Consider the following 23846-nt stretch of genomic DNA (forward strand, 5'->3'; position numbering starts at 1 on the left):
GTCGGCCGATCTCTAGAGCGACCTACCCACCATTGCAGCCAGATCGGCGATGCGGTTGGAGTAGCCCCATTCGTTGTCGTACCACGAGACGACCTTGGCCTGGTTGGCGATGACCTTGGTCAGTCCCGCATCGAACAGCGAACTGTGCGGGTCGGTGACGATATCGGACGACACAATGGGCGCGTCGTAGTACTTGAGAATCCCCTTGAGCGGCCCCTCGGCGGCGGCCTGCATCGCCGCGTTGATCTCCTCGGCCGTCACCGACTTACCCAGCTCGGCCGTCAGATCGGTCACCGACCCGGTGGGCACCGGCACCCGCAACGCATACCCGTCGAGCTTGCCCTTGAGCTCGGGCAGCACCAGACCGATGGCCTTGGCCGCACCCGTGGACGTCGGCACGATGTTGATGGCCGCCGCGCGCGCCCGCCGCAGATCCTTGTGCGGCCCGTCCTGCAGATTCTGATCCTGCGTATAGGCGTGGATGGTCGTCATCAACCCACGCACGATGCCGAATTCGTCGTTGAGCACCTTGGCAATCGGACCCAGACAGTTCGTGGTGCACGAGGCGTTGGAGATGATGTTCTGGCTGCCGTCGTACTTGTCGTCGTTGACGCCCATCACGATGGTGATGTCCTCACCGGTCGCCGGTGCGGAGATGATGACCTTCTTGGCCCCGGCCTCCAAATGTCCCCGCGCTTTGGCGGCGTCGGTGAAGATGCCCGTCGACTCCACCACGATGTCCACACCGAGGTCGCCCCACGGCAGCGCGGCCGGACCTGCTTTGACAGCCAGCGCGGTGATCTTGGCGTCGCCCACCACCAACGTGTCGCCGTCGGCGCGGACCTCATGGGGCAGCCGGCCCAGGATCGAATCGAACTTCAACAGATGCGCTAGCGCATCGGTGGAGGTCAGGTCGTTGACCGCCACAATTTCCAGATCGGTGTTGATGCCCGCCGCCTGCTGCGCATCGAGCGCCCGGAAGAAGTTACGCCCGATGCGCCCGAAGCCGTTGACGCCGATCCGAATGGTCACTGCTGATCTCCTTAGATCTGGGTGGTGTTGCACCAAGTGAATCTTTTGTCGCGCAACAACTTTGGATGCGCAGTGGATATGTCGCCGGCGTTCATGTGGCGGAACCCGGTGCAAATCAAGGCCCTCAGGGGAGCTTGATCGTTCCAGTAGGGACCCTACACCAGTTACGACTTTTTGCAAGATACTTATGTACTGTAAATACCTAACTGGTCGGACCTTACGTTTGCTCAGGTCGGTCTCGCCTTGCTTGAATGGGAGCCATGGTGCAGAGCGGCACGTCGGTGACACCCACGGTCGGTGAGGTGTTCGCCGTGATCAGGGCCCACCGTGCCATCACCCGCAGCGAGATCGGCCGGATCACCGGACTGTCCCGGACGGCGGTGACGGCGCGCATCGCTGCGCTGCAAGCCCACGGCCTGGTGGTCGAACCCGACCACGCTGCGTCGACCGGTGGCCGCCCGGCCAGCCAACTCACGTTCAATGTCGACGCGGGAATCGTTCTCGCGGTGGCGATCGGGCGCAGCCGCACCCAGTTGGCGTTGTGCAATCTCGTCGGCGACATCCTCGCCACCACCGACATCAATCAAGAGCCCGGCATGGGTCCGGACGATCTGATGCCTGACCTGGTCAAGCACCTCGACGCCCTGCTCGACGACTCCGGGCACCGGGGCGACCGCGTTTTCGGGATCGGACTGAGCTTGCCGGGCACTGTCGACCAGCAGCGCGGAGCGAGTCTGGACTCTCCGAACATGAGCGGGTGGGACGGGGTGCCGTTGGCGCCGTACTTTCGGGGGCTCACCGACGCGCCGGTGGTTATGGACAACGACGCCAACGTCATTGCGCTTGCCGAACGGCGCGCAGGTCTCGCCGACGCCGACGACATGCTCGTGGTGAAGGCATCGACGGGGCTGGGCGCGGGAATCATCATGGGCGGTCGACTCCAGCGGGGCGCCGTGCAGGCCGCAGGGGACTTCGGTCATAGCAAGATCGCGGCGGCAGCAGGCATTCCGTGCCGTTGCGGTGACACGGGATGCGTCGAGGCTATTGCCGGTGGCTGGGCGATCGTGCGCGCGTTGCGCGACGATGGTTACCAGGTCAGTCACCTGCGTGACGTGGTGGCGCTGGCGCTCGGGGGTGATGCCAAGGCGCGCAGCATGATTCGTGAAAGCGGACGCCACGTTGGTGAGGTTCTCGCCGCCGCGGTGAACCTGATGAACCCCGCCGTCCTCGTTGTGGCCGGCGACATGGTGGGCGCCTACGACGTGTTCGTGGCGGGGCTGCGAGAAACGCTGTACGGCAACGCCAGCACGTTGTCGACCCGGACTCTGCAGATTGTGCCGTCGGTGCATCGAGAACGATCCGGCATTGTTGGCTGCGCAACGACGGTGCTCGATCACATCTTGAGCCCCAGCGTGATTGATGCATCGTTGGAGTCGGGTACTCGTGGGCGCTAACACCGTCCGCGTTGTGGCCGATAACAGTGGCATGACTTCATTACGTGCGGCCGGATTGACGCTTGTCGCGCTGTCGGTGCCCTGGTTGTCGGTGGCGACGGCGGGCGCCGATGCCGCCGCGCAACTCGGTGAAGTTCCGGTCGTGGCCTCGCCGACGTGTGGCGGCACGGTCAGTGCCGACGCCCAGGCGGCGCCCGTGCAGGCCGGCGATCAATTGGGCCACGGCGTCCGCGTCGCGATCCACTACGACGCCGGCATCTACGACGGATCGTGCACATTCACCGATGTTGCGACGTGGACCAATCTCGATACCGGCGCCTCAGGGCGCGGTGACATCACGGCGGTCTCCACGATCGACGGGCACTACGGATTCATCGGCTACGCCAACGCGTCATTCCCTACGGGCAGCGGCACCGTCGTCGTCACATTGAGTTCTCACCCGGGTGCCGAGCTGCGGATCACGGCGTAGTCGCCGGGGGCGCGCAGCGGTCGCCGTGACGTCGGGACCAGAGTGCTCAGCGTCTGTACTTCGTGGAACACGTCGACGCGTTGGAGTGCGGCTCCGTTCTCGGCGAGACGTGCGGTCAGCGTGGTGTCGAGTTCTCCGGACTGCAGCCAATGCAGATCACCGATGCTGTGTAGGGCATCAGTGTGGCCCGAAGCGGCGAGCCACGCATCTTCGCCGGCCCAGCGGGTAGCGGCGATCAGCCGACAGGAATCAGCGCTGGCCATCAGGGTGCACGTGAGGAAACCCAAACGCCCGCTGAGGTTTTCGGCGATCGCATCGGCGAGGACGTTGGCAAGCGATGCGGCGGTCTCGGGGTGTTGCAGCGAGAACTCCGCCACCACTGTCACCGGGCCGTCTTCGGTGTGCCAGCGCCCGTGTTTGCGCACCATGCCGCTACCTCCCGTCGGGAGTCTTCTGGATTCCCAGGGTGATCTGCACTATTTCGCTGATTGCGGGAATGGCACCGGATTCTTCGTCGTCGGCGAGTGCCTTCATTGCCTCGGCGGCCAGTCGGGCAGCCTCGGCGGTTCGGGCTGTCTGTGCCGCGACCAGGTCAGTTACGTCCGCGTCTTGTGCTGGGGCGCTTGGTTTCTCGACTGCTTCCATGGGCGTGCCCTTGCTGCCGAAGGAGGTGACTCGACGACGATTCGGTGTGACAACGTTGACGTGATGGTGGCGGGCCGCCCGCCACGGGATATGTTGCCTAGATTGGGCTTTGGCGCACCTCGGCTGCCCACGTCGGGGAACTCGGCGTCCAGTGTGTGGCCCTGTGGCGGGTCGGCCCGGCCGCTTGTGCGGTGATGCCATCACCTCGCTTCCACTGGGAATCGTCAACAGTGCTCTGGGGTCACGTCGAGGCGCTGCGGAGGGCTGCGTTGCATCGGGTCGACGCGGTCCGCGGGTGCATTCCGCGGTCGCGGCATGTGCATATTCCACGACCGACCAGCGCACCGGGGCTCGCGGAGAGCGCACCCGACCGCCGGTGGCGCCGGGGGCCGGCGCAGGGCGGAAGCAGCTTCGCAGAGTATGGCGTCGACTTCGGCGAACAGCGCGAGGTCCGGCGTTGGGTCGTTGGTGACCACGGGCGCGACCAACAGTTGGACGGATTCGCCGGCGCTCGGCGGTACCGGCGCCGCCATCACGGTGCTCTGTGTCATGGCTACCTCCTTTCCTGTGTCGGCATCGACCGGCCAATCAGGTCTGTATTCGTCTGTGCACCAATGGATTTACCGCCATTGGCGGAGGGGACACCCTGCGGCGGTGACGGGCCTGGCCAGGCACCACGTCGCTGGACAATGCGCCGGTGATGCGCCACGCGCGTCTTGATCACCAGTCACCACACCAGTGGGGCGCGCCGACGGCCTGCGCGTTCGGGCTTTGGAGGTCGGCCGTCGCGAGGGGATGCGCCCCGGGCGCGTGGTGGCCAGACCCGTCATCACCGCAGGGTGTCCTACGGGGGTCTAGACCCCGACGGGTTCTTTCGCCGCTGCCGGTTTGGCCACCGGATCACCGTCTTCGGTGATCACCTTGTTGTCGTCGGTGATCGCCTTGGCGCCCTCGGGACGGCCGACGGTGATCTTGCGGGGCTTGGCCTTCTCGGCGACTGGGATCACCAGACGCAGGACCCCGGCGTCGTAGTCGGCGGTGATGCGTGCGGTGTCGAGATTGTTGCCCAGGACCAGCTGGCGGGAGAACACCCCACGCGGCCGCTCGGCGGCGAGCATCTCGCGGCCGGGGTCGAGGGGTGCTCGCTCGGCACGCACGGTCACCACATTGTTCTCGATGTCCAGGTCCAGCGAATCGGTGCTGATCCCCGGCAGGTCGAATTCGACGATGAACTCGTCACCGTCACGCCAGGCATCCATCGGCATCCCCGCGGGCCTCGCGGCGGTCCCCAGAATCTGCTGGGTGAACCGGTCCAACTCCCGGAACGGGTCGGTACGCATCAGCATGGTTGCCACCTCCAGTGCTTCCTTTCTTCTCTCCACTCTGTGCGTCTACCGGTTGGTTATCTGTTCCAACTGGTATAGATTTTTATATAGCACCAGACAGAGATTAGATGCAAGCACCAAGAGCAGGAAAATTTGTGAGCACCACGAACAGGGGTTCCGACCCACGCGACCTGGGGGTCACCAGCAGGATTCCCGCCTCCGGTCACGGGGTGTACGGCATCACGGTCGCCGCTGAATTATCGGGCGCACCAACGCAATCGCTGCGGACGTGGGAGCGCCGCGGCCTGCTGACGCCGGCCCGCACCGACGGCGGCACCCGCCGCTACAGCGCCGACGACCTCACGCGCATCGAACGCATCGTCACCTTGCTCGCCGCCGGGGTGAACATCGCCGGCGTCGGCCGGATCCTGGACCTCGAAGACGCCAACGCCGCCCTGCGGGACGCCGCCGGCGACAACACTCCGCCGGAGTAGCCGTCCGCGGGTAGGTGCGACGATTGGGGCATGACCGCGACGCTCGTCACGACCAATCTGGCCGGCGGATTCGCCCACCGCACGCTGTTCGAACGGCTCGACGTGACGGTGGCGCCCGGCGATGTGATCGGTGTGGTCGGCTCCAACGGTGCCGGTAAGAGCACGCTGTTGCGGATCCTGGCGGGCGAACTCGCACCGCTCGATGGGGTGGTCAGTCTCGCGCCGGCCGACGCATTCGTCGGCTGGCTGCCGCAGGAGCACGAGCGGGTGCCGGGGGAGACGGTCGCCGCGTACGTCGCGCGCCGCACGGGATGTGCTGCGGCGACACAGGCCATGGACGCCGCGGCTGAGGCCCTGGCAGATCCGGCGGCGGACGCCGACGCCTATGCCACTGCGCTGGATCATTGGCTCGCGACCGGCGCGGCGGACCTCGACGAGCGGGTGCCGGCGGTGCTGGCCGATCTGGGGCTCGACTCCGACGCAGTGCGGCCGGAATCGACTCTGATGACCGCCTTGTCGGGTGGCCAGGCCGCGCGGGTGGGGCTGGCGGCACTGATGCTGTCCCGATTCGACATCGTCCTGCTCGATGAGCCGACCAACGACCTCGATCTTGACGGACTTGCCCGGCTCGAAGAAATCGTCGGAAACCTGCGCGGCGGCGTCGTCCTGGTCAGCCATGATCGAGAGTTCCTGGCCCGCACCGTAACCCGCGTTCTCGAACTCGATCTGGCGCAGAACCGGACCACCGTCTACGGCGGCGGCTACGAGAGCTATCTGGAAGAGCGTGAGGTCGCTCGTCGGCACCGTCGGGAGCAGTACGACGAATTCGCCGAGAAGAAGGCCGATCTGGTCGCGCGTGCCCGCACGCAGCGGGAGTGGTCGAGTCAGGGTGTGCGCAACGCGATGCGCAAAGCACCCGACAACGACAAGAACCGGCGCAGCGCACAAACCGAGTCCAGTGAGAAACAGGCGCAGAAGGTCCGGCAGATGGAGAGCCGCATCGCCCGCCTCGAGGAAGTCGAGGAGCCGCGTAAGGAGTGGACGCTCCAGTTCACCATCGGGGCGGCGCCGCGGTCCAGTTCGGTTGTCGCGACGCTCGACAATGCCATTGTGCGGCAAGGTGATTTCGTGCTGGGACCGGTGTCGCTACAGGTCGACGCCGGAGAGCGGATCGGCATCACTGGCCCCAACGGGGCGGGGAAATCCACCCTGCTGCGCCTGTTGCTCGGTCGGCAGCAGCCCGACGAGGGTCGGGCCAGTTTGGGCGCCAATGTGGCCATCGGTGAAATCGACCAGGCGCGTGCGGATTTCACCGGTGCCAGTCGACTCGTCGACCGCTTCGAGCACCATGTGCCGTCATGGACAACCGCAGATGTGCGGACTCTGCTCGCGAAGTTCGGGCTACGTGCGGACCACGTGGAACGCACGGTCGACGAGCTGTCGCCCGGCGAGCGCACCCGCGCCGGGCTGGCGCTGCTGCAGGCGCGCGGGACGAATGTGTTGGTTCTCGATGAGCCGACCAACCACCTCGACCTGCCGGCCATCGAGCAACTCGAGCAGGCGCTCGAGACCTATGACGGCGCACTGCTGTTGGTGACCCATGATCGCCGCATGTTGGAGAACGTCCGGTTGGATCGTTCGTGGCTGGTGGACGGCGGGCGCGTCACCGAGCTGTAGACCTGCCGACGTCACGACGTGGCTGCGTCGGAGACCACTGCCGCGGCGGGCGTGCCGGCCTGGCGGAACGAAGCAGCGCGCTCGTGTTCGCGGCGGCGGACCGCGCTCTGAATCTGCTCGAGGTTGTTGCGCAGCAGGTCGGAGACGAACTCGTCCATCCGGGGGTCGGCGAGCATCGCGATCAGGACGTGCATGACGGATTCGCTCGCCTGGCCGACGACCTTGTCGTACCCGGGGATTCGGCTGATGACGGGTATGCCCGAGTCGCTGCGGATCTTTTCGGCCGCAAGAGCTTTCAGTTCGTCGTGGTTTTCTTCGATGGCGTTGGAGATGTTGCGGGTGTAGTGGCCCGTCTTGATGACGTCGATGACCTCATCAAGCACCATGATGGTGATCGGCCGCTTCACCAGCTGGACCGCCCGGACGCTGATCCGGTTGAGCAGCCGTAGCCCGGCCGGCGTCTTGAGTCCGCGGCGCACCAGCAGGGGCGTGATCACCAGCGAGCCGATCATGATCACCAGCACGCCGCCGACGATCAAGCCGATGTCGCGCCAGCTGTGGATCGCGAACGCCGAGGTCACGCCGGCATCCTCACGGATGCAAGTTCCACTGCCCGACGTCGGAGGCCAGCGCGTCGCTGACATCGACTTCCAGCCCGCCGACGACGGGGCCGGGATTCGATGCGGTGCTCACGATGCGTTGGTACATCACGGCACCCGGGTAGATCTTGCCGCCGGACCACGACCGGGTCTGCCAGGCCCACACCCGGCCGGGTGTGGTCGAGCGCCCGATGACGCCGTCGGCCGCCGCCCACTGACAGGTGTTGATGCCGCCGTACACGCCGGTGCGCTGCGCGCCGAGCACCGAGTTGATGCCCCGGAACCAGGGCAGCGCAACGTTGTTCCATGTTTCGCGGTTGATGTCGTCGTCGACGGAGAAGAAGATCGGCGCGCTCTGGCCGCCACCCGCGGCGCTGTGCAGCTGCCAGGCGGTGCGGGCATCGGCGACGCCGCCGGCGTATCCGCGCGTGAAGTCCGACGGCGCCGTCCCACCGGGCTTGCCGTACTGGTAGTTGCTGACGATCGCCAGCCCGGCCGCGGCCAGCGAGCGGGCGTAGGGCAGGGTGATCGGCTTGGCGCCCATGCTCGAGCCCGGACGCGAGGTCGAGACGTAGTTGACGACGCCGGCGTGGCCGGCGGCCCGGATGTCCTGCGCCGGAATCTGCTTCATGGCGAAATCGATCAATGTGGGTGCGGCGGCCGACGCCATGGGAATGCCGGCACCTGCGGCTGCCGCACCGAGCCCGGCCAGCGCTGACGCGGCGCCGACGTAGCGCAGCGCGTCACGCCGCGAGAACGGGCGCCGAAGGCCTGTGGTCTCCGGGTAGTCCTGCATCTCGCGATGTTAACAATGCGACAGAAGTGAAAGTTGTTGCCGACGCCGGTCGATTTCAGATCGTGACCTGCGACGAGCGGGTAGCCGGCTATGCAGCCGCCACCGACAACTCGGGCGCAGGTTTCGGTGCCCGTCCCCGCCGGAGGCGCGGCAGGCGCTTCGTCGCGAATCGGTTGGGCAGGGAGAGCCGGAAGACCTTCATCCATGCGGACGCAACCTGTTTCGGCAGCGGGCCACTGACATAGGTCAGCCCGTAGCGCTCGAAGAGTTCAGCGACCTTCGGCGCAATCTCCTGATAGCGGTTACTGGGCAGATCCGGGAACAGGTGGTGCTCGATCTGGAAGGACAGGTTGCCGGTCATGAAATGCATCCAGCGTCCGCCGGAGATGTTGGCCGAGCCGAGCATCTGCCGCAGGTACCACTGGCCGCGGGTCTCGCCGTCGATCGACGTCTTCTCGTAGGTTTCAACGCCTTCCGGGAAGTGCCCGCACATGATCACCGAGTGGGTCCACAGATTGCGGATCAGGTTGGCGGTCAGATTCGCCGTGAGCGTGGTGAGCGCCGAGGGTCCCGACAGAAGTGGGTGCAGGACATAGTCTTTCAGCGCCTGCCGGCCGGTCTTGGCGAGCACCTTCTTGCCCTGGCGGCGGAACTCTTCCTTGTCGGTCTTGCCCTTGAGGTAGCGGCCGATCTGCAAATCGTATGCGGCGATGCCGTATTGGAAGAAGCAGGCGTTGATGAAGTTTGTCAGCGGCTGCATCAGATAGAACGGAGTCCACCGCTGGTCCTCGTCGACCCGCATGATGCCGTAGCCCAGGTCCTGGTCCTTGCCGAGCACGTTGGTGTAGGTGTGGTGCAGCTCGTTGTGAGAGTGCTTCCACATGTCAGCGGGTGAAGCGCTGTCCCATTCCCATGTTGTGGAGTGGATTTTCGGGTCGCGCATCCAGTCCCACTGGCCGTGCATCACGTTGTGGCCGATTTCCATGTTGTCGACGATCTTCGACACGGCCAGTCCTGCGGTGCCGACGAGCCACGCCGGCGGGAAGAGCGAGAACAGCAGCACGGCGCGGCTGGCCAGCTCGAGCTTGCGTTGGCCGGCAATGACTTTGCGAATGTATGCCGCGTCGCGCTCGCCACGGCTGGCGATCACCTCGGCGCGGATCGCGTCGAGTTCGATGCCGATGTTCTCGATGTCGGCCTCGGAGAGGTGCGCTACGGGGTTCTTGAGTTTGCGTTGCATGGCGGTCATGGCGTAACTCCTTGAGTCAAGGGCAGATTGGTTAGATGCCTCATATGTCTAGGGCACAGGCGCCCGCGGCTGCGCTGATGCACGTTTGGATGGCGACCCCGTCGCCTTCGGCCGCGGTGGTGACGTCGCCGGTGCGGACGTCGCGCACGGTTCCCCGGCGCAGGGGGACGACGCAGCCGAAGCACACGCCCATGCGGCAGCCCGAGGGCATCAGGACACCGGCGGCCTCGCCGGTGTCGAGCAGTGTCTGATCACCGGCGGCCTCGGTGGTCGTGCCGCTCCGGGTGAACGTCACGGTGCCACCGTCGCCGGTGGTGAGGATCTCGGCGCGGAAGCGCTCGGTGTGCAACTGGTCGGCGACACCGTGCTCGGTCCAGTGCTCGTGCAGCGCGTCGAGTAGTCCGGCGGGTCCGCATGCCCAGGTGTGCCGCGCGGTGAGGTCACCGACCAGTTCGTGCAGGCGCGTCATGTCGAGCCGGCCGTCGGTGGCGGTGTGGACCTCGATCAGCCGGATCCGGCCCTGCGCGGCGAGTTGGCGCAGCTCGCCGGCGAAGATCATGTCGTCGGGTGTCGGCGCGCAGTGGACGACGACGGTGTCGATGCCCGTCCCGTCGGCGAGGTTGCGCAAGATGCCCATGATCGGCGTGATGCCGCTGCCGGCGGCGACGAACAGCAGCTTGTCCGGTGCCGGGGCGGGAAGGACGAAGTCGCCGGCGGCCTGATCGAGCTGGACCAGCGTGCCGACGGTGGCCCGGTGCACCAGATGGTTGCTGACCGTGCCGTCCGTGATGGCTTTGACGGTGATCGCGATGTGCCCGTCGGGGCGGTCGGTGTGCGAGGTCAGCGAGTAGGTGCGCCACTGCCGGACGCCGTCGACGTCGATGCCGATGCGGACGTACTGGCCCGGGATGTGTGACTGCCAGCCGCTACCCGGCTTGATCATCACGGTGACGCAATCGCGCGTCTCGGGGTGTACGGCGGTGATCCGTCCGCGCAGGGGAGCGCCGGACCGCAGGGGTGCGACGAGGTCGAGGTAGTCGCCGGGCAGCAGCGGCGTGGTGATCCGCTCGGCCAGCTCCAGCACGCGACGGCGCAATCCCGCGGCCTTGGGGCGAACTGTTGTCGTCGTCATGTTTCTAGGGTCCATGAACCGCTGGTACAAAGTCCTATGCTGAAGAGGTGAGAAATCCGCAGGATTTTGTTCGGAAAGAACAGTTGTGAGCGATCCTGCTGCCCGATTCAGCGGTCTGGACCTCGACGAGGAGATGGTCCAGGCCCTGGAAGGTGTGTTGCCGCAGATGGCCGAACGGACCGTCGCGGCGGTCACGGCCGAGGTGCCGAGCTACACCGACGCGTTCAGCGGCCCCATGGGGCAGACCATCGAGAGCGCGGTCCAGTTGGCGCTGGGAGTGTTCCTGCGTCTGACCACCCGCTCGCAGGGCACCGACCCGGGGCCGCGGCTGTCTCCGGCCCTCGATGGCGCCTACGACCTGGGCCGGGGAGAGGCCCGCACGGGCCGTTCGATCGATGCCCTGCTCTCGGCCTATCGGGTCGGTGCTCGGGTGGCATGGCGGGAGCTTTCCGAAACCGCGGTCGCGGCTGGCCTCTCTGCGGCCACGACGGCGAGGTTCGCCGAAATGGTGTTCGCGTTCATCGATGAGCTGTCGGCGGCGAGCGTCGCGGGTCACGCCGATGAACTCGCGGCCGCCGGCCGGGTGCGGCAACGCCACCTGGACCGACTCGCCGTGGAACTGTTGGCGGGCGCACCCTTGAATCAGTTGCTCGCCAGCGCCGAGCAGGCCAACTGGAAGCCGCCGACGACCCTGAGCGCCGTGCTGCTGCCCGAGTCTGAAATCCGTAGGCTGACAGCACTTTTCACTCAGGAAGTACTCCAGGCAAGCCTTGACACGCCCGAGGTGGACGCCGGTGAATCGCTGGCCGTCGTGCTGGTACCCGATGCCGAGGGCCGCCAACGACGGCGGATTCTCGACACGTTGGCAGGTAGGCGGGCGATCGTCGGACCGGTACGCGAGTGGTCGTCCGTCAGCGCGTCGTACCTGCGCGCAATCCGGATGCGCGCGTTGGTGGCCGACGAACCGACCGTTGTCGATACCGAAGACCACCTGGTCGACCTCGTGCTCAGCGCCGACCAGGATGCCGCCGACGATCTGCGTCGGCGGGTCCTGGCGCCCATGGCCGAATTACGTCCAAGTGCCGCGGAACGACTCGCGGAGACGTTGCGGGCATGGGTGTTGCACCTCGGGCGCCGCGACGCCGTGGCCGAATCGTTGTTCGTGCACCCGCAAACAGTGCGTTACCGGATGACTCAGCTCCGCGAACTGTATGGCGACCGCCTCGACGATCCCGGGGTGGTGCTGCAAATTGCTGTGGCGCTGGGGGCGGACAAGTCGCCGTCTGGCGAATAGGACCGTGACGATCTTCCGTTCGATATACGGCGGGAAGAGTTTCTGGAAGCTATCCTCAGCAAAGGTCCGAAGCGCATTCGTACGGTTGTCGACGTAGCCAACGCCCCGGAGGAAAAGCCATGACCGAAGTTGATGCCGACGCGGCCCTCAAAGCCAAACACCGCGCGCTGTGGGCCTCCGGAAACTACGCGGCCGTCGCTGCCGACCTCATCTCGTCGCTCGGACCGGAGCTGGTGCGTGCCTGCGGAATCCGGCCCCGCGACCGCGTGCTCGATGTCGCGGCGGGGTCGGGCAACGCGGCGATACCTGCCGCGGAGGCCGGCGCCACGGTCACGGCCAGCGACCTCACGCCCGAGCTGTTCGACGCCGGTCGCGCCATCGCCGCGCAGCGGGGCGTCGAACTGCAATGGGAGACGGCCGACGCCGAGGCATTGCCGTACGCGGACAACAGTTTCGATGCGGTGATGTCCTGTGTCGGCGCCATGTTCGCGCCGCATCATCAGGTCACCGCCGACGAACTGGTCCGGGTGTGCCGCCCGGGCGGCACCATCGGCATGATCAACTGGACGCCAACGGGTTTCATCGGCCAGTTGTTCGCGACCATGAAACCGTATGCACCGCCGTTGCCGCCTGGTGCGGCCCCGGCGCCGCTGTGGGGCGACGCCGACCACGTACGAGAGCTGTTCGGGGACAAGGTGACCGAGCTGACGTTCCGGCGTCAGACGGTCACCATGGCCCACTGCCCGACGCCGGTCGAATTCCGCGAGTACTGGAAGTCCAACTACGGGCCGACCATCGCCGTCTACAACTTCAACGCTGGTCAACCGGAACGGATTGAGCAGCTGGACAACGACTTCGAACAGTTCCTGACGGTGGCCAATCAGTCGGCTGACACCGGTCGCACCGAGTATCAGGCTGAGTACCTGCTGGTCACTGCCGTCAAGCGGTAGCGTCGGTCCGCAGTGAGATCGGCGGCGTGACAGCGGCCGCGAGCGATTGCGCGTCGATGGTCTGGCATCGGTACGGCAGCGTCTGCAGGCGTGCCGTCATCGTCGCGAGCGGATCCTCGAGCACCTCGGCGGTGCCTGACAGGAACGCCCACTCGTGTTCGTCGCTGCCGAAATAGACGACGGTGCTGAAGGTTTCGCCGAATCGTTCCCACGACCGGATGAGGGTCTCGTTGCGCCAGAGCGTGGGGCACCCCGCTTGGCCGACGACGACGGCGCCGATGTCCTTGCACAGTTTCATGAAGTCCGCGCCATAGAGGCGGTTGTGCTGCGCGGGCTCGGACCGTTCGTCGGGCAGGTCGATGACGACGACGTCATAGCGGGGACCGGTGTGGGTGGCGACGAACTCGTACCCGTCGGTGTAGTGCACCGTCACAGGGCCGAGTCCGGCTTCCGCCCTGGCCAACTCATCGGGCGTGTAGCCGTAGGGCAGGTGTTCGGCGCACAACCGGACGGCCTCGCGGTCGATGTCGATGTGATCGACGTGGGTGGCGCCGGCCTCGACGGCCATCTGGCTCGCCACGCCCTCGCCGGAGCCGATGATCAGCACCCGCTCGATGGTCGGGGCCAGCAGCATCGCCGGCACCATCAGGGCCTCGTGGTAGACCAGCTGGCTGAACTCGGTGCTCTGCCGGTCCGAGTCGCTGAACAACGAAATGCCCTGTGCGGTACGGCCGATCACCAGATGCTGGAACTCGGTGTGGATGTCGCAGAGCACCTCGGTCAGCTCCCAGTTGCGGGTGATGCCGGGCGCCATCGGTTCGACGATCTGCTTGCCCGCACCGCGAAACACGGTGTGGACGTGGGCATCCGCGGCGCCGACGGCCTGCCGCAGCAGCCGGACGGCTTCTTCGGCGTCGGCGGTCTCGCCGCAGGTGAAGACATCGACGAACATCGCGCCGCGCTCCGGGTAACTGTGGATCGACGCGTGCGACTCCGCGAGCAGCGCCAACACCGTGACGCCGTGCGGCTCGAAGCGCTTGTCCACCATGTCGCACACGGTGGCGCCGGCCTGCTCGACCGAGCTGCGGAGTAGGTGGCGCAGCCGTACCCGATCGTTGGCCAGTTCGCGATCGACACCGGTGAACTCGGCCAGCACGTGACAGCCCGCGAAGCTGCTACCCGGTTGTGACTGCATCATTGACCTCCACGAATTGCGTTGCCAGCGGCTCAAATCCATTGAACGACGACGAGTAACTCGTCGTGTAGGCGCCGGCCGAGTGGATCTCGACCAGATCGCCCGGCGAAAGCGTTACGGGCAGCGGATACTGCCGGTACAGCACATCATCACCGTCGCATGTCGGACCCGCGATGACGGCCTCCGCCACCGGGTCGCCGTCGCGGCGGGTGCGCAGGCGGTAGCGGATGTACTCGTTCTCGGTTTCGGCCAGTCCGCCGTAGCGGCCGATATCCAGGTACACCCAGCGGCGCCCGTCGGTCCCGGTCCGTACCGACACCACTTCGCAGAACAGCGTGCCCGCTGAGCCGACGATCGCGCGTCCTGGCTCGATGACGACGTGGGGGAGGACCGGGAAGTGACGTCCGAGCGCACCGGCGATGGCCTCGCCGACGATCCCGACACCGGGCACCTGCGCATCGTAGGAAATCGGGATGCCGCCGCCGAGGTTCAGCGTCGACAGTCCCGGAACCGAATTGAAAATCTCACGCGCGCAACGGATGCCGATCTCCCACGCGCCCGGGTCCAACTGCTGCGACCCGACGTGGAAGGCCACGCCGTCTGCGTGCACACCGAGCTCTGACGCCCGGGTCAGCAGGTCAACCGCCTCGTCGGGGGCACACCCGAACTTGTGCCCGAACGGCGTCACCGACGACGGGAACGTCGGCGCGATGCGGCATTCGACGCTCGACCCCGGCGCGTTCTCGGCGATCGCTTCCAGCCCGGCCGCGGTGTCGAAGGTGAACCGCCGGACGCCACGCGCAAGCGCGTAGGCCACCTCCGCGGGCTTCTTGAGCGGATTCCCGAACGTCATCAGCGCGCCGTCGATACCGGTTGCGGCGCACAGGTCGATCTCGCCGACGGACGCGACGTCAAAGGTGCAGTCGAGCTCTGACAGCAGCCGCAGGACGGGCTCCGCCGGGTTGGCCTTCACGGCGTACCGAATTTCGGCGGCGGGCAGTGCCACGCGCAACGCAGCGACGTTCCTGCGCACCGTCGCGAGGTCGATCGTCAGGTATGGCCTACCGGGCACAGGCGGCAGCGTACTGAACGAACGCCCATGACGCGCGAGACCGCCGCGGTTCTGTCGGTGCCGTGTGCTGATCTGTGGGCAACAACCGACAAGGAGGTGCACCATGGGAGCTGTGACAGCCACAACCGGAGGATTCCCCGTATCCGGATCAGGCCCGCTGACGGTGCGTGATCTGGAAGGGATGCCCGATGACGGCCGCCGCTACGAACTCATCGACGGGGTGCTCATCGTGAGCCCGGCACCCGGCACCCGACACCAAACGATGGTGATCAAGCTAGGTGGACTGCTTGACACAGCATGCCCTGACGAGTTCGTGGTGCTAGCCGCGCCATACGCGGTCCACCATGGCGATGAAATCGAACTCCAACCCGACGTCCTGGTTGGCCGCTTCGAAGACTTCACCGAAAAGGACCTGCCGAAACCACCGGTGCTTGCCGTCGAGGTGCTGTCGCCCAGCACTGCGCTCAATGACCTCAACACCAAGAAGGCTGCGTACGAACGGCTCGGTGTGCAGAGCTACTGGGTCATTGACCCGGACCAGGTACGGCTGACTGTCTTCGAACTCCGCGACGGCAGTTACGCCGAAACCGCGTCCGTTACGGGCAGCGAAGCCCACGACGCCGCACACCCCTTCCCGGTGCGCATCGTTCCGATCGACTTGCTGGGCCGCTTCGCCTGACGGCCGCCGGCGGATCAGCCTTTGGCCGCGGCGAAGGCCGGGGCGACGAAGTTTCGCAGGATGGACCGGTACCGATTGGGGTCGTTGGTCTCGTTGAGCCCGCGCATCAACATCAGTCCGACACTGGACAGCCAGAGATAGACATCCGGCCGACTGATCTGTCGTGACAACGTGCCGTTGACGTAGGCGGGGTCGAGGAACGGGTCCCAGAACTCGGAGGCGATGGTCTCTGTTGTGCGGGAAATGAGCAGCCGCTGACTCAGGCTCGTCGCCTCGGCGTCGATGAGGTAGCGCATCACGGGGTCGACCCGAGCCTGGTCGGCGGCGTAGAGGAGCCCCTCGACGATCTGGTCTGCGAGGGTGGTCTTCCGGGCCATGAGTTTATGTGCGCGGTCGCGAATGGCCCGGGACCGCAGGAGCATCAGCTCGATGATCAGATCGTCGCGGTCGCTGAAATAGCGGTAGACGCTTGGCCGGGACAGGCCGACCTCGGAGGCGATGTCCTCCATCGTGGTCTTGCGAAGGCCGTACCGGGTGATGCAGCTCTCGGCGGCAGTAAGGATCCGATCACGCGCGTCGTCCGGTTTCGCCGTTTCCCCTGACGGCTGGCGGGCTCCCTTGGGCATGCGCCTGATGTTACCGACCACAACTGACGCTCCTTGACACTTGTCCATTCAGCGGGTAGCGGGTTTCCGACAACATCGCTTTGACCTTGACTTGGGGCCGCCCCCGCGCGCATTCTGACAAATAACTAAAAACGTCAGCTGTAAACCACGCTGGGACCAACCCGCACCCCGGAGGCGGATGACAATGGACATCAACGAATCGAACAGTCCTGCGAGGCAATTCAATATCGGCGACCTGGTTCGCAACGGGCCCCACGTCGGCACCGTCACCGACGTCGGCTCTGTCCTCGTCGCCATCACCACCGTGATGGGCACCCCGCGGATGGTCTGTCCATGGGAACTCGTTCAGCTCCGGCTGGCTGCTCCGCAGTGACTCGGCCATGCAACACGTACAGGAAACCAACCTGGCCTGGTCGCTCATCGACGTCGCCAAACCCGAACTGGACGCCCGTGAGCGCAACCACGTCTTCATCAGCGTCGGTGCGGGCGACTCGTTCACCTCTATCCGCATTCTGCTGAAACTGATTGCCGTCAAGCGGATTCCGGTCAAGGCCGAGCTGGTGCAACTGTGTGATACCTGGCTCGAGGCGTATGTCCTTCATGAGGATCACGAGCGCCTCCGGCAGGTCATCGACGACCTCGTGGTGCTCGCCCCCAACAGGCGCCCGGTGATCAGCCGCTCGCTGATCTGCGTGAAATCGCATGCAATCTACGTTGATTGCGAATCAACGCACTCAGCCACTCGACCTTTTGCGACCTCAGTTCGCAGTCAACGCAGACCGTCAGTTTCCGTACAGTCGTAGGGCCCGTCCTGCCTCTGTGGCGATATCGCCGCTCAGCCGAGCGATCGGTGGCCCGCCCCGTTGATGGATCACGTTCGCCAGCACCACCACGTAGGTGTCCGATCCGGGATCGATCCAGAGGGTGACCCCGGTGAAGCCGGTGTGCCCGAAGCTGCCGACGGGGAACACCATGCCGCGTGGCCGCGAATGCTCGGTGTCGATATCCCAACCGAAGCTGCGCAGTTCCTGCCCCGCGATGGCCGGATAGTTCGGCGCGAGGAGGGGATCCGTTGTGTTGGGGTGGTTTTCGGCGGCGTAGCGAGAGGCCCTGGCCGCGGCGGGCACCTGCCCGGCGTTGTGCCCGGGCTGCTGCGGGGTCGCCATCAATTCGGCGGTCGACTGCTGCAGCGGGAACGGACTCGGGCGTCCCGCGAGGCGGTCGAGCAGCGCCTGCGCGTAGCGGCCCAGGTCGTCGGCCGTCGAGAACACTCCGGCGCTCCCTCCGGTGCCGCCCATGCGTCGGGCCGTCGGGTCATGCACGGTGCCGCGGATGAGGTGGTCGAAGTCGGGGTTGATGCCGGGGGTGTCGTCGTCGTGGGCGGTCGGTGCAACGCGCGCCAACAGCGCTGTGCTCCACGTCCCCGGCGGGCAGGGTTCTGACGGCACGCCTTCGAAAACGATTGCCGTACCGCGCACTTGGTGCGGACCGCAGGCTTTGGTCGCAGGGAGATACCGCGTATCGGCAAGCCCCAACGGCGCAAAGACGTTGTCCTGCACGTAGTTGTCGAGGGACTCGCCGGTGATCTTCTCGATCAGCGCGCCGAGGATGATGAAGTTCAGGTCGGAGTAGTGGAACCCCTCGCCGGGACCGAACTCCAGAGGCGCGGTGAGCGCCCGACGAATGCCCTCCGCCTTGTCGGCGCTTGTCAGCCCCCATGGACCCTGGTGGCTGAGGTCTCCGCCGGTACCGGACGTGTGCGTCAGCATCATGCGCACGGTGACCTGGGCGCGCCGCGGATCGTTGGTGGCGTTGAATTCCGGGAAATATGTCTGGACGGGTTCGTCGACCTGCACCAGCCCTTTTTCGTACAGCTGCAGGACAGCCACGGTCGTCGCGATGCTCTTCGACAACGACGCGAGATCGAAGATGGTGTCGTCGGTCATCGGCTCGGCGGGCGACGACGACCCGTCCAGCGCGGGTTCGTCACCGAGCCGGCGCGCACCGTAGGCCTGCCGGAAGACGACCTTCCCGGCGTGCCCGACCTGAATCACCGCGCCGGGCAAGCGATGTGCCGCAATGGCGTCGTTCACCAGACGGGACACGGCGGCGAACGGGCCGGCCGGGACGACGGTGGGGATCGGGACGGTGCTGGGCACCGCGGCGGCCGCCGGAGAGGCAGTGGGTGAGGCAGTCGGTGAAGTGACGGCCGGCGGCCCTGGCTGCCCACACGCCGCGACGGCCAGCACGACGGCCGAAACCCGTGCGACGCGAGACACCTTCACCGGTTCGACGTTAGCGCCTGACTCTGCCCAGGACGAACCCGACGATGAGCAGACCGCAGAACCACAGAGGTAGCGCGATCGCACCGGCGTGGGATGCCGGATCCTGCGTCATCAGGATGTAGATCAGTGCGAAGTACCCGAGACACAGGTAGTTCGTGATCGGCGACAGCGGTGTCTTGAAGACGCCCGCGCCTTCACGCGCCCGGAAGCGCAGGTGGCTGAGCGCAATGATGCTCCAGGTGATCAGCTCGGCGCCGACCACGACGGGAATGAGGACCACCAGCGCCTTGCCCGGGAGCAGCACATTCAGAAGCACTGCCACGGCCACGAATCCGGAGTTGAGCAGGAGCGCACGAACGGGCACGCCCTGGGCGTTGGTGTGCGCGAGGAACCGGGGGGCTTGGCCGCTGGCGGCGAGGTCATACAGGACACGCGCGTTGCTGTAGGTCATGACGTTGGCCACCGACAACGCGGCGGTCAGCACGACGACATTGAGCAGCGTTGCGGCGCCGCCGATTCCGAGGCCGACGAGCATCAGCACGAACGGGCTGCCCTCGGTGCCCACCTGGTCCCACGGCCAGATGATCAGCATGACGCCGATGGCGCCGACGTAGAAGACCAGGATGCGCAGCAGCACCTGGTTGATGGCGCGGGGGATGTTGCGGGCGGGCTCCTCGACCTCGCCGGCAGCGGTGCCCAGCGACTCAATACCGCCGAACGAGAAGGTGATCGCGACCAGCGAGATCATGAAGGCGCCGAGCCCCTTCGGCGCGAAACCGCCGTGCGCCCAGAGGTTTTGCAGGCCGTGCACGTTGTAGTCGCCCGCGCCGAAGATAATGGCGATGCCGAGCACGATCATCGCGATGACGGCCGTCACCTTGATCAGCGTGAAGTAGAACTCGAACTCGCCGAAGGCCTTGACGTTGATCATGTTCGCGCCGGTGATCAGCACCAGACAGACGGCGGTGGTAATCCAGTGCGGCATGTCCGGGAACCAGAAGGCCATGAACTCCGAGGCCGCCGTCAGCTCCACCATGCAGACGACGACGCAGACGTACCACCAGTTCCAACCGGCGATGAATCCCGCTGGCTTACCGAGGTATTCACGCGCGTATGCCGACCACGACCCTGCGACGGGATGGGCCACGGCCATCTCGCCGAGCATCCGCATGACCCCGTACAGAACGATGCCGGCGATCGCATAGCCGACGAGCACGATGGGTCCCGCGGCCTGGACCGACGTGCCGGAGATCAGGAACAGCCCGGTCCCGATCGCCGAGCCCAGCGAGATCATCTGCAGGTGCCGGTTCTTCAGCTCGCGGTGCATCGGGGCGTCGGCCGCGGAGACGGCGCCCTGCGATCCCTGCGCGGGACGGGTGCTCGGAGCCATCGGGGTGCTGCCTTCCATTCGGTGTGATCGCGGGCCGGTGCGGAGACGCTGTTACGTGGGAGCGGCGGGGACGTCGACGCGGGTCTGCATAATCCGTCCCGCCGATTCGCCGCGCATCAGTCCCTCGTGGGTGGTGTCGTCGACCACGAGGTACAGCGTGCGGCCGTCGGCTCCGCCCAGCGCGGGCGCGACCGCCCATCCGCCGTCGATGGTGATGCGATCGGTCACGGTGCCGCCGGCAACGACGCGGAGGAATTCGCCGGAGTCATAGCAACCGACCCACACGCCGCCCTCGGCGTCGATGCAGAGGCCGTCCGGGTGGCGCCCCGGACCCAGGTCGGCGAACACGGTGGGCGCGCCGAGGCTGCCGTCGGGCTCGGTCGAAAAGGCAAGCAGGCGTGAGCCGTTCGTCTCGCTGACAACGAGGGTCGACCCGTCGGGCAGGAAGCCGAGGCCGTTGGGGACGGCGAGACCGGTCGCGACGATGCGGACCGTCCCGGTGGGATCGACGAGACCGATCTCCCCGACCAGCGCGTTGTTGGTCTGCTTGTAGAGGTCGACGTATCCGCGCCCGTCCGGAGTCACGACGAGGTCGTTGGTGGACCAGGCCAGGCCGCTGAGGTCGAACGTCGCGGTGGTGTTGCCCTGGCCGTCGACGTGCTGAATCGTGGCTTCGAACAGCGTCGACACCACGAGGGTGCCGTCGGCAAGCCAGCCGAGCCCGGAGGCGCGGGGGACTTCGGCCGCCACGGTGAGGTCACCGGTTTCGCCGACCGAGTACACCCGCCCGGCCGGCCCGTCGCTGAACCAGAGGCGGCCGTCGTGCCACCGAGGCCCCTCGCCGTACACGAACCCGTCGATGAACGGTTCAACTGCTGTGGACGTCGTCGTCGGACCATTCCCTTCGCTCGATGAGTGCGTTGAGGCTATCCCGACCCGATCGGGGTACCGATCCGAATCACCGCACCGAGGTGAGTGCCAGACTGGTCCGGTGACGACTCCGGACCCGATCGAACCCGATACCAAGGACTGGACGTGGGTGCTGTCGCGCGCGTGCCCGGACTGCGGGTTCGACGCGTCAGCTGTCCGGCCCGCGGACGTCGCCGACCGGATTCGCGACGACGCCGCCGACTGGGTGCACCGCCTCGCCTCGGCTGACGTGCGAACCCGGCCGCGGCCCGGCGTGTGGTCGACGCTCGAATACGGCTGCCACATCCGGGATGTCCACCGCATCTTCGAGCACCGCGTCCAGTTGATGCTGACGGAGGACGATCCGCGGTTTCCGAACTGGGATCAGGACGAAACGGCGATCGCCGACGACTACCCGTCGCAGGACCCGGCCGTGGTCGCGACCGAACTGTTCGACGCCGCGAACATCGTCGCCGCCACGTATGCCAATGTGCCGGCCGATGCGTGGGATCGACGTGGATTGCGCAGTAACGGCAGCGAATTCACCATCGCGACCATCTCGCTCTACCACCTGCACGACATCGTCCACCACGCCTACGACGTCAGCCCACGAGGTTGATGACCAGGTTGATGGTGCACGCGATGATCACCGTTCCGTAGATGTAGCTGAAGAGGCAGTGCTCGAGCACCTCTGCCCGGATGTCGGACTCGGTGACGGCGGTGTCGGAGACCTGGTAGGTCATTCCGAGGTTGAACGAGAAGTAGTAGAAGTCGACATACCGGGGCGGGACGGTGGAATTGAAGTCGATTCCGCCGGGTTCGCCGCTGTAGTAGAAGCGGGCGTAGCGGGCCGTGTGCATGGTGTGCAGTAGCGCCCACGTCGACAGAATCGCGGCGAGCGACAGTCCCGCGTAGGAGGCCTTGTCGGCATCGTCGGCGGATTTGAGCAGGATGCCGATGGCGGACAGGCTTCCCGCCAGGATCAGTAGGCGCACGAGGTTCCCGACGTCGTTGTTGACGTCCTCGTTGCGGGCGTGTTCGCGGGTCTGTTCGGGGTCCATCGGCCAGTGCACGGCGAGGGTCCAGGCGACGTGTGTGGCTGCGGTCGCGATGACCACGACCAGGAGACCGACGGGCCAGCGGTCCAGGAGCAGCCACGCCGCGCCGCCGGACACCACCCCGATAGCCGAACTGATCCAGAATCTGTCGGTGCCGGATATGCGCGTCTGACCTTTCACGTCCCTCATGGTCCTCGTGTTGCGCGTCTTTCAGCATGAACTCGGAAACTCACATGGCGGAGTGGGTTCGGTCGGAGCGACCAACACGCACTACGTTTGAGGCGTCGCATGATGTCGCTGAACCGAAGGGAGCCAAGGGTGTCCGGTGCCGGTGCACGGCGCGTATACGGCGGAGTCACCGGCGAAGAGCGGACCGCAGAAAGGCGCCGGAAGCTGATAGAAGCCGGCATGAACCTGTTCGGCTCCGCGAGTTCGGGGTCGGTGCGGGTCAAGGACGTTGTCGCTGAGGCCGGACTGACGGAGCGGTACTTCTACGAGAGCTTCGCGGATCTGAACGCGCTGTTCGGTGCTGTGCTGGGCACGGCAGCGGACGAGATTGAATCCCGGGTGGACGCGGCCATGGTCGATGCCCCGGTGGACGCGTTCGCGAGGGTGTCGATCGCCCTGCGTACGACGGTCGAAGTGTTGGCCGGGGATCGGCGGATGATCCGCATCTTCTTCGTTGAAGGCCTCGGCTCCAGTGGACGCGGGGGCGTTCATCGCAACGAGATCCTTGCTCGTTCCGCCGGCAACTTCTCGAAGTGGTCGGCACCCGGGGCACCGTCATTCGACGGCAGCACCTCCGATGCCCGCATGAAAGCACTTGCGATGTCGGGTGCCGCCTCGGAACTGCTGATCTCTTGGGCGGACGGCCTTCTCGAGGTCACTCCGGCCGAACTGGCGGACTTTCTCGTGGGCCTGTACTGGCGGATGAATCTGCCGTGATTGGCGCTATCCTGTTGCTGCGCAATGGAAATATGCGCTGACGCAGCCGACTACTTCTCCGCCGCCACTTTGATCGCCTGCAAGGTCTGGCGCATCCCGTCGCGCATGGATTCGGTGAAGGCGGCCTGCCCGCCGAGGTAGGAGTCGATGACCTGGACCGTCTGTTCGGGACTACCGTCCGGGCTCTCGCGTCGCTGTGTCAGCCGAGTGCCGCCGTCCGGTGACGGTTCAAGGTGCAGTGACCAGACGGCCCAGTTCTCCTCGATCCGGAACGCGATCTCGCGACCCGTGTCGAACCGCATGACGGTGCCGTGCGTCATCCATTGGAACGTGCCGTTGGTGTTCAGGTTGGTGAATTCCACGCCCTGGGCCACCTCGACGGCGCCGTTGCGGAGGCGCGTCGATTCAACCTGCGGGCTCCAGTCGGCCATGCGGCGCACGTCGCTGACCAACGACCACACCGCGGTCGGCGGCGCGGTGATGTCGATGCTGTCTTCGAGCGCCGGTTGTGGATTCGTGGTCATGTGGGCACCCCAATCTGAAGAATAAACATCCGAACGGTCGTGTATCT

At 66.1% G+C, this 23846-nt stretch carries 28 protein-coding genes; 11 read left to right on the top strand and 17 right to left on the bottom strand.

What is annotated here, in order from left to right; all coding sequences use genetic code 11:
- Positions 1-12: 12 nt before the first annotated feature.
- Positions 13-1032, bottom strand: coding sequence for a type I glyceraldehyde-3-phosphate dehydrogenase (gap, locus tag G6N46_RS18515; RefSeq protein WP_138251267.1), 1020 nt, complete (start codon positions 1030-1032; stop codon positions 13-15).
- A 251-nt stretch (positions 1033-1283) separates the two neighbouring features.
- Here gap and G6N46_RS18520 point away from each other — a divergent pair, with 251 nt between their 5' ends.
- Both G6N46_RS18520 and G6N46_RS18525 read left to right on the top strand, forming a co-directional pair.
- Positions 1284-2486: an ROK family transcriptional regulator gene (locus G6N46_RS18520; protein ID WP_138251266.1), complete on the top strand. Its 1203-nt coding sequence runs from the start codon at positions 1284-1286 to the stop codon at positions 2484-2486.
- Between the two features lie 31 nt (positions 2487-2517).
- On the top strand, positions 2518-2955 hold the full coding sequence (locus G6N46_RS18525; RefSeq protein WP_138251265.1) for a hypothetical protein: 438 nt from the start codon (positions 2518-2520) through the stop codon (positions 2953-2955).
- Here the strand turns inward: G6N46_RS18525 and G6N46_RS18530 are convergent.
- The 4 genes from G6N46_RS18530 to G6N46_RS18545 form a co-directional block, all read right to left on the bottom strand.
- Entirely contained in the window at positions 2922-3383 is a 462-nt protein-coding gene (locus G6N46_RS18530) for a hypothetical protein (protein WP_138251264.1), read from the bottom strand. The genes G6N46_RS18525 and G6N46_RS18530 overlap by 34 nt on opposite strands.
- A gap of 4 nt (positions 3384-3387) precedes the next feature.
- Positions 3388-3600 (bottom strand): hypothetical protein, encoded by a 213-nt coding sequence (locus G6N46_RS18535; protein WP_138251263.1) that lies wholly within the window; start codon positions 3598-3600, stop codon positions 3388-3390.
- 224 nt (positions 3601-3824) lie between these two features.
- Entirely contained in the window at positions 3825-4151 is a 327-nt protein-coding gene (locus G6N46_RS18540; RefSeq protein WP_138251262.1) for a hypothetical protein, read from the bottom strand.
- 303 nt (positions 4152-4454) lie between these two features.
- Positions 4455-4946, bottom strand: coding sequence for an Hsp20/alpha crystallin family protein (locus tag G6N46_RS18545; protein ID WP_138251261.1), 492 nt, complete (start codon positions 4944-4946; stop codon positions 4455-4457).
- Positions 4947-5134: 188 nt separating this feature from the next.
- On the opposite strand from G6N46_RS18545, the gene G6N46_RS18550 reads away from it, so the two are divergent.
- Both G6N46_RS18550 and abc-f read left to right on the top strand, forming a co-directional pair.
- Positions 5135-5419 (top strand): MerR family transcriptional regulator, encoded by a 285-nt coding sequence (locus G6N46_RS18550; RefSeq protein ID WP_226522308.1) that lies wholly within the window; start codon positions 5135-5137, stop codon positions 5417-5419.
- 30 nt (positions 5420-5449) lie between these two features.
- A complete protein-coding gene (gene abc-f / locus G6N46_RS18555; protein ID WP_138251259.1) occupies positions 5450-7096 on the top strand; it encodes a ribosomal protection-like ABC-F family protein in 1647 nt (548 codons plus the stop codon).
- An 11-nt stretch (positions 7097-7107) separates the two neighbouring features.
- Here abc-f and G6N46_RS18560 read toward each other — a convergent pair whose 3' ends face one another.
- The 4 genes from G6N46_RS18560 to G6N46_RS18575 form a co-directional block, all read right to left on the bottom strand.
- On the bottom strand, positions 7108-7677 hold the full coding sequence (locus G6N46_RS18560) for a hypothetical protein (RefSeq protein ID WP_138251258.1): 570 nt from the start codon (positions 7675-7677) through the stop codon (positions 7108-7110).
- A 10-nt stretch (positions 7678-7687) separates the two neighbouring features.
- Positions 7688-8491, bottom strand: coding sequence for a DUF1906 domain-containing protein (locus G6N46_RS18565; protein WP_138251257.1), 804 nt, complete (start codon positions 8489-8491; stop codon positions 7688-7690).
- Positions 8492-8579: 88 nt separating this feature from the next.
- A complete protein-coding gene (locus G6N46_RS18570; protein ID WP_138251256.1) occupies positions 8580-9740 on the bottom strand; it encodes a fatty acid desaturase family protein in 1161 nt (386 codons plus the stop codon).
- A 40-nt stretch (positions 9741-9780) separates the two neighbouring features.
- Positions 9781-10872, bottom strand: a complete 1092-nt coding sequence (locus tag G6N46_RS18575; RefSeq protein ID WP_138251255.1) for a ferredoxin reductase — start codon at positions 10870-10872, stop codon at positions 9781-9783.
- Between the two features lie 85 nt (positions 10873-10957).
- Here G6N46_RS18575 and G6N46_RS18580 point away from each other — a divergent pair, with 85 nt between their 5' ends.
- The gene (locus G6N46_RS18580; protein ID WP_197746728.1) at positions 10958-12166 is read left to right on the top strand and encodes a PucR family transcriptional regulator; all 1209 of its coding nucleotides are present in this window, start codon (positions 10958-10960) and stop codon (positions 12164-12166) included.
- Between the two features lie 119 nt (positions 12167-12285).
- Entirely contained in the window at positions 12286-13116 is an 831-nt protein-coding gene (locus G6N46_RS18585; protein ID WP_138251254.1) for a class I SAM-dependent methyltransferase, read from the top strand.
- Here the strand turns inward: G6N46_RS18585 and speD are convergent.
- Together speD and G6N46_RS18595 are read right to left on the bottom strand one after the other, a co-directional pair.
- Positions 13106-14311 (bottom strand): adenosylmethionine decarboxylase, encoded by a 1206-nt coding sequence (gene speD / locus G6N46_RS18590; RefSeq protein ID WP_138251253.1) that lies wholly within the window; start codon positions 14309-14311, stop codon positions 13106-13108. The two genes, G6N46_RS18585 and speD, sit on opposite strands and share 11 nt — an antisense overlap.
- Complete coding sequence (locus tag G6N46_RS18595) at positions 14292-15383, bottom strand: type III PLP-dependent enzyme (protein WP_226520205.1); 1092 nt, start codon at positions 15381-15383, stop codon at positions 14292-14294. Before G6N46_RS18595 ends, speD begins: the two co-directional genes overlap by 20 nt.
- A 103-nt stretch (positions 15384-15486) precedes the next feature.
- Between G6N46_RS18595 and G6N46_RS18600 the strand changes: the two genes are divergently transcribed.
- Positions 15487-16062, top strand: a complete 576-nt coding sequence (locus G6N46_RS18600; RefSeq protein ID WP_138251252.1) for a Uma2 family endonuclease — start codon at positions 15487-15489, stop codon at positions 16060-16062.
- Positions 16063-16076: 14 nt separating this feature from the next.
- Here the strand turns inward: G6N46_RS18600 and G6N46_RS18605 are convergent, their stop codons facing one another.
- The gene (locus G6N46_RS18605; RefSeq protein WP_163692874.1) at positions 16077-16688 is read right to left on the bottom strand and encodes a TetR/AcrR family transcriptional regulator; all 612 of its coding nucleotides are present in this window, start codon (positions 16686-16688) and stop codon (positions 16077-16079) included.
- Between the two features lie 184 nt (positions 16689-16872).
- Between G6N46_RS18605 and G6N46_RS18610 the strand changes: the two genes are divergently transcribed.
- Together G6N46_RS18610 and G6N46_RS18615 are read left to right on the top strand one after the other, a co-directional pair.
- Positions 16873-17061, top strand: coding sequence for a mechanosensitive ion channel domain-containing protein (locus G6N46_RS18610; RefSeq protein WP_138251250.1), 189 nt, complete (start codon positions 16873-16875; stop codon positions 17059-17061).
- A 7-nt stretch (positions 17062-17068) separates the two neighbouring features.
- Complete coding sequence (locus tag G6N46_RS18615; RefSeq protein WP_138251249.1) at positions 17069-17491, top strand: hypothetical protein; 423 nt, start codon at positions 17069-17071, stop codon at positions 17489-17491.
- Here the strand turns inward: G6N46_RS18615 and G6N46_RS18620 are convergent.
- The 3 genes from G6N46_RS18620 to G6N46_RS18630 are packed head-to-tail and all read right to left on the bottom strand — an operon-like array spanning position 17471 to position 21212.
- Positions 17471-18973: a serine hydrolase domain-containing protein gene (locus tag G6N46_RS18620; RefSeq protein WP_174814063.1), complete on the bottom strand. Its 1503-nt coding sequence runs from the start codon at positions 18971-18973 to the stop codon at positions 17471-17473. The two genes, G6N46_RS18615 and G6N46_RS18620, sit on opposite strands and share 21 nt — an antisense overlap.
- A gap of 10 nt (positions 18974-18983) precedes the next feature.
- Positions 18984-20363, bottom strand: coding sequence for an amino acid permease (locus G6N46_RS18625; protein ID WP_226520204.1), 1380 nt, complete (start codon positions 20361-20363; stop codon positions 18984-18986).
- Between the two features lie 51 nt (positions 20364-20414).
- Positions 20415-21212, bottom strand: a complete 798-nt coding sequence (locus tag G6N46_RS18630; RefSeq protein ID WP_138251248.1) for an SMP-30/gluconolactonase/LRE family protein — start codon at positions 21210-21212, stop codon at positions 20415-20417.
- Between the two features lie 142 nt (positions 21213-21354).
- Here G6N46_RS18630 and G6N46_RS18635 point away from each other — a divergent pair, with 142 nt between their 5' ends.
- Positions 21355-21891 (top strand): DinB family protein, encoded by a 537-nt coding sequence (locus G6N46_RS18635; protein WP_226520203.1) that lies wholly within the window; start codon positions 21355-21357, stop codon positions 21889-21891.
- Here G6N46_RS18635 and G6N46_RS18640 read toward each other — a convergent pair.
- On the bottom strand, positions 21875-22492 hold the full coding sequence (locus G6N46_RS18640) for a DUF1345 domain-containing protein (protein WP_163693182.1): 618 nt from the start codon (positions 22490-22492) through the stop codon (positions 21875-21877). The genes G6N46_RS18635 and G6N46_RS18640 overlap by 17 nt on opposite strands.
- A gap of 156 nt (positions 22493-22648) precedes the next feature.
- Between G6N46_RS18640 and G6N46_RS18645 the strand changes: the two genes are divergently transcribed.
- Complete coding sequence (locus tag G6N46_RS18645) at positions 22649-23275, top strand: TetR/AcrR family transcriptional regulator (RefSeq protein WP_138251245.1); 627 nt, start codon at positions 22649-22651, stop codon at positions 23273-23275.
- 50 nt (positions 23276-23325) lie between these two features.
- On the opposite strand, the gene G6N46_RS18650 is transcribed toward G6N46_RS18645, so the two are convergent.
- Positions 23326-23799, bottom strand: coding sequence for an SRPBCC family protein (locus tag G6N46_RS18650; RefSeq protein ID WP_138251244.1), 474 nt, complete (start codon positions 23797-23799; stop codon positions 23326-23328).
- Between the last annotated feature and the right edge of the window lie 47 nt (positions 23800-23846).

It is taken from the genome of Mycolicibacterium phocaicum (assembly GCF_010731115.1).
Lineage (GTDB): Bacteria > Actinomycetota > Actinomycetes > Mycobacteriales > Mycobacteriaceae > Mycobacterium > Mycobacterium phocaicum.

What these genes read in the sequence shown, in the direction of transcription:
- G6N46_RS18520 (WP_138251266.1), top strand. Translation starts at nt 1,284, where the DNA reads ATGGGAGCCATGGTGCAGAGCGGCACGTCGGTGACACCCACGGTCGGT.
- G6N46_RS18525 (WP_138251265.1), top strand. Translation starts at nt 2,518, where the DNA reads ATGACTTCATTACGTGCGGCCGGATTGACGCTTGTCGCGCTGTCGGTG.
- G6N46_RS18530 (WP_138251264.1), bottom strand. Translation starts at nt 3,383, where the DNA reads ATGGTGCGCAAACACGGGCGCTGGCACACCGAAGACGGCCCGGTGACA.
- G6N46_RS18535 (WP_138251263.1), bottom strand. Translation starts at nt 3,600, where the DNA reads ATGGAAGCAGTCGAGAAACCAAGCGCCCCAGCACAAGACGCGGACGTA.
- G6N46_RS18540 (WP_138251262.1), bottom strand. Translation starts at nt 4,151, where the DNA reads ATGACACAGAGCACCGTGATGGCGGCGCCGGTACCGCCGAGCGCCGGC.
- G6N46_RS18545 (WP_138251261.1), bottom strand. Translation starts at nt 4,946, where the DNA reads ATGCTGATGCGTACCGACCCGTTCCGGGAGTTGGACCGGTTCACCCAG.
- abc-f (WP_138251259.1), top strand. Translation starts at nt 5,450, where the DNA reads ATGACCGCGACGCTCGTCACGACCAATCTGGCCGGCGGATTCGCCCAC.
- G6N46_RS18565 (WP_138251257.1), bottom strand. Translation starts at nt 8,491, where the DNA reads ATGCAGGACTACCCGGAGACCACAGGCCTTCGGCGCCCGTTCTCGCGG.
- G6N46_RS18570 (WP_138251256.1), bottom strand. Translation starts at nt 9,740, where the DNA reads ATGACCGCCATGCAACGCAAACTCAAGAACCCCGTAGCGCACCTCTCC.
- G6N46_RS18575 (WP_138251255.1), bottom strand. Translation starts at nt 10,872, where the DNA reads ATGACGACGACAACAGTTCGCCCCAAGGCCGCGGGATTGCGCCGTCGC.
- G6N46_RS18585 (WP_138251254.1), top strand. Translation starts at nt 12,286, where the DNA reads ATGACCGAAGTTGATGCCGACGCGGCCCTCAAAGCCAAACACCGCGCG.
- speD (WP_138251253.1), bottom strand. Translation starts at nt 14,311, where the DNA reads ATGCAGTCACAACCGGGTAGCAGCTTCGCGGGCTGTCACGTGCTGGCC.
- G6N46_RS18600 (WP_138251252.1), top strand. Translation starts at nt 15,487, where the DNA reads ATGGGAGCTGTGACAGCCACAACCGGAGGATTCCCCGTATCCGGATCA.
- G6N46_RS18605 (WP_163692874.1), bottom strand. Translation starts at nt 16,688, where the DNA reads ATGCCCAAGGGAGCCCGCCAGCCGTCAGGGGAAACGGCGAAACCGGAC.
- G6N46_RS18610 (WP_138251250.1), top strand. Translation starts at nt 16,873, where the DNA reads ATGGACATCAACGAATCGAACAGTCCTGCGAGGCAATTCAATATCGGC.
- G6N46_RS18615 (WP_138251249.1), top strand. Translation starts at nt 17,069, where the DNA reads ATGCAACACGTACAGGAAACCAACCTGGCCTGGTCGCTCATCGACGTC.
- G6N46_RS18625 (WP_226520204.1), bottom strand. Translation starts at nt 20,363, where the DNA reads ATGGCTCCGAGCACCCGTCCCGCGCAGGGATCGCAGGGCGCCGTCTCC.
- G6N46_RS18650 (WP_138251244.1), bottom strand. Translation starts at nt 23,799, where the DNA reads ATGACCACGAATCCACAACCGGCGCTCGAAGACAGCATCGACATCACC.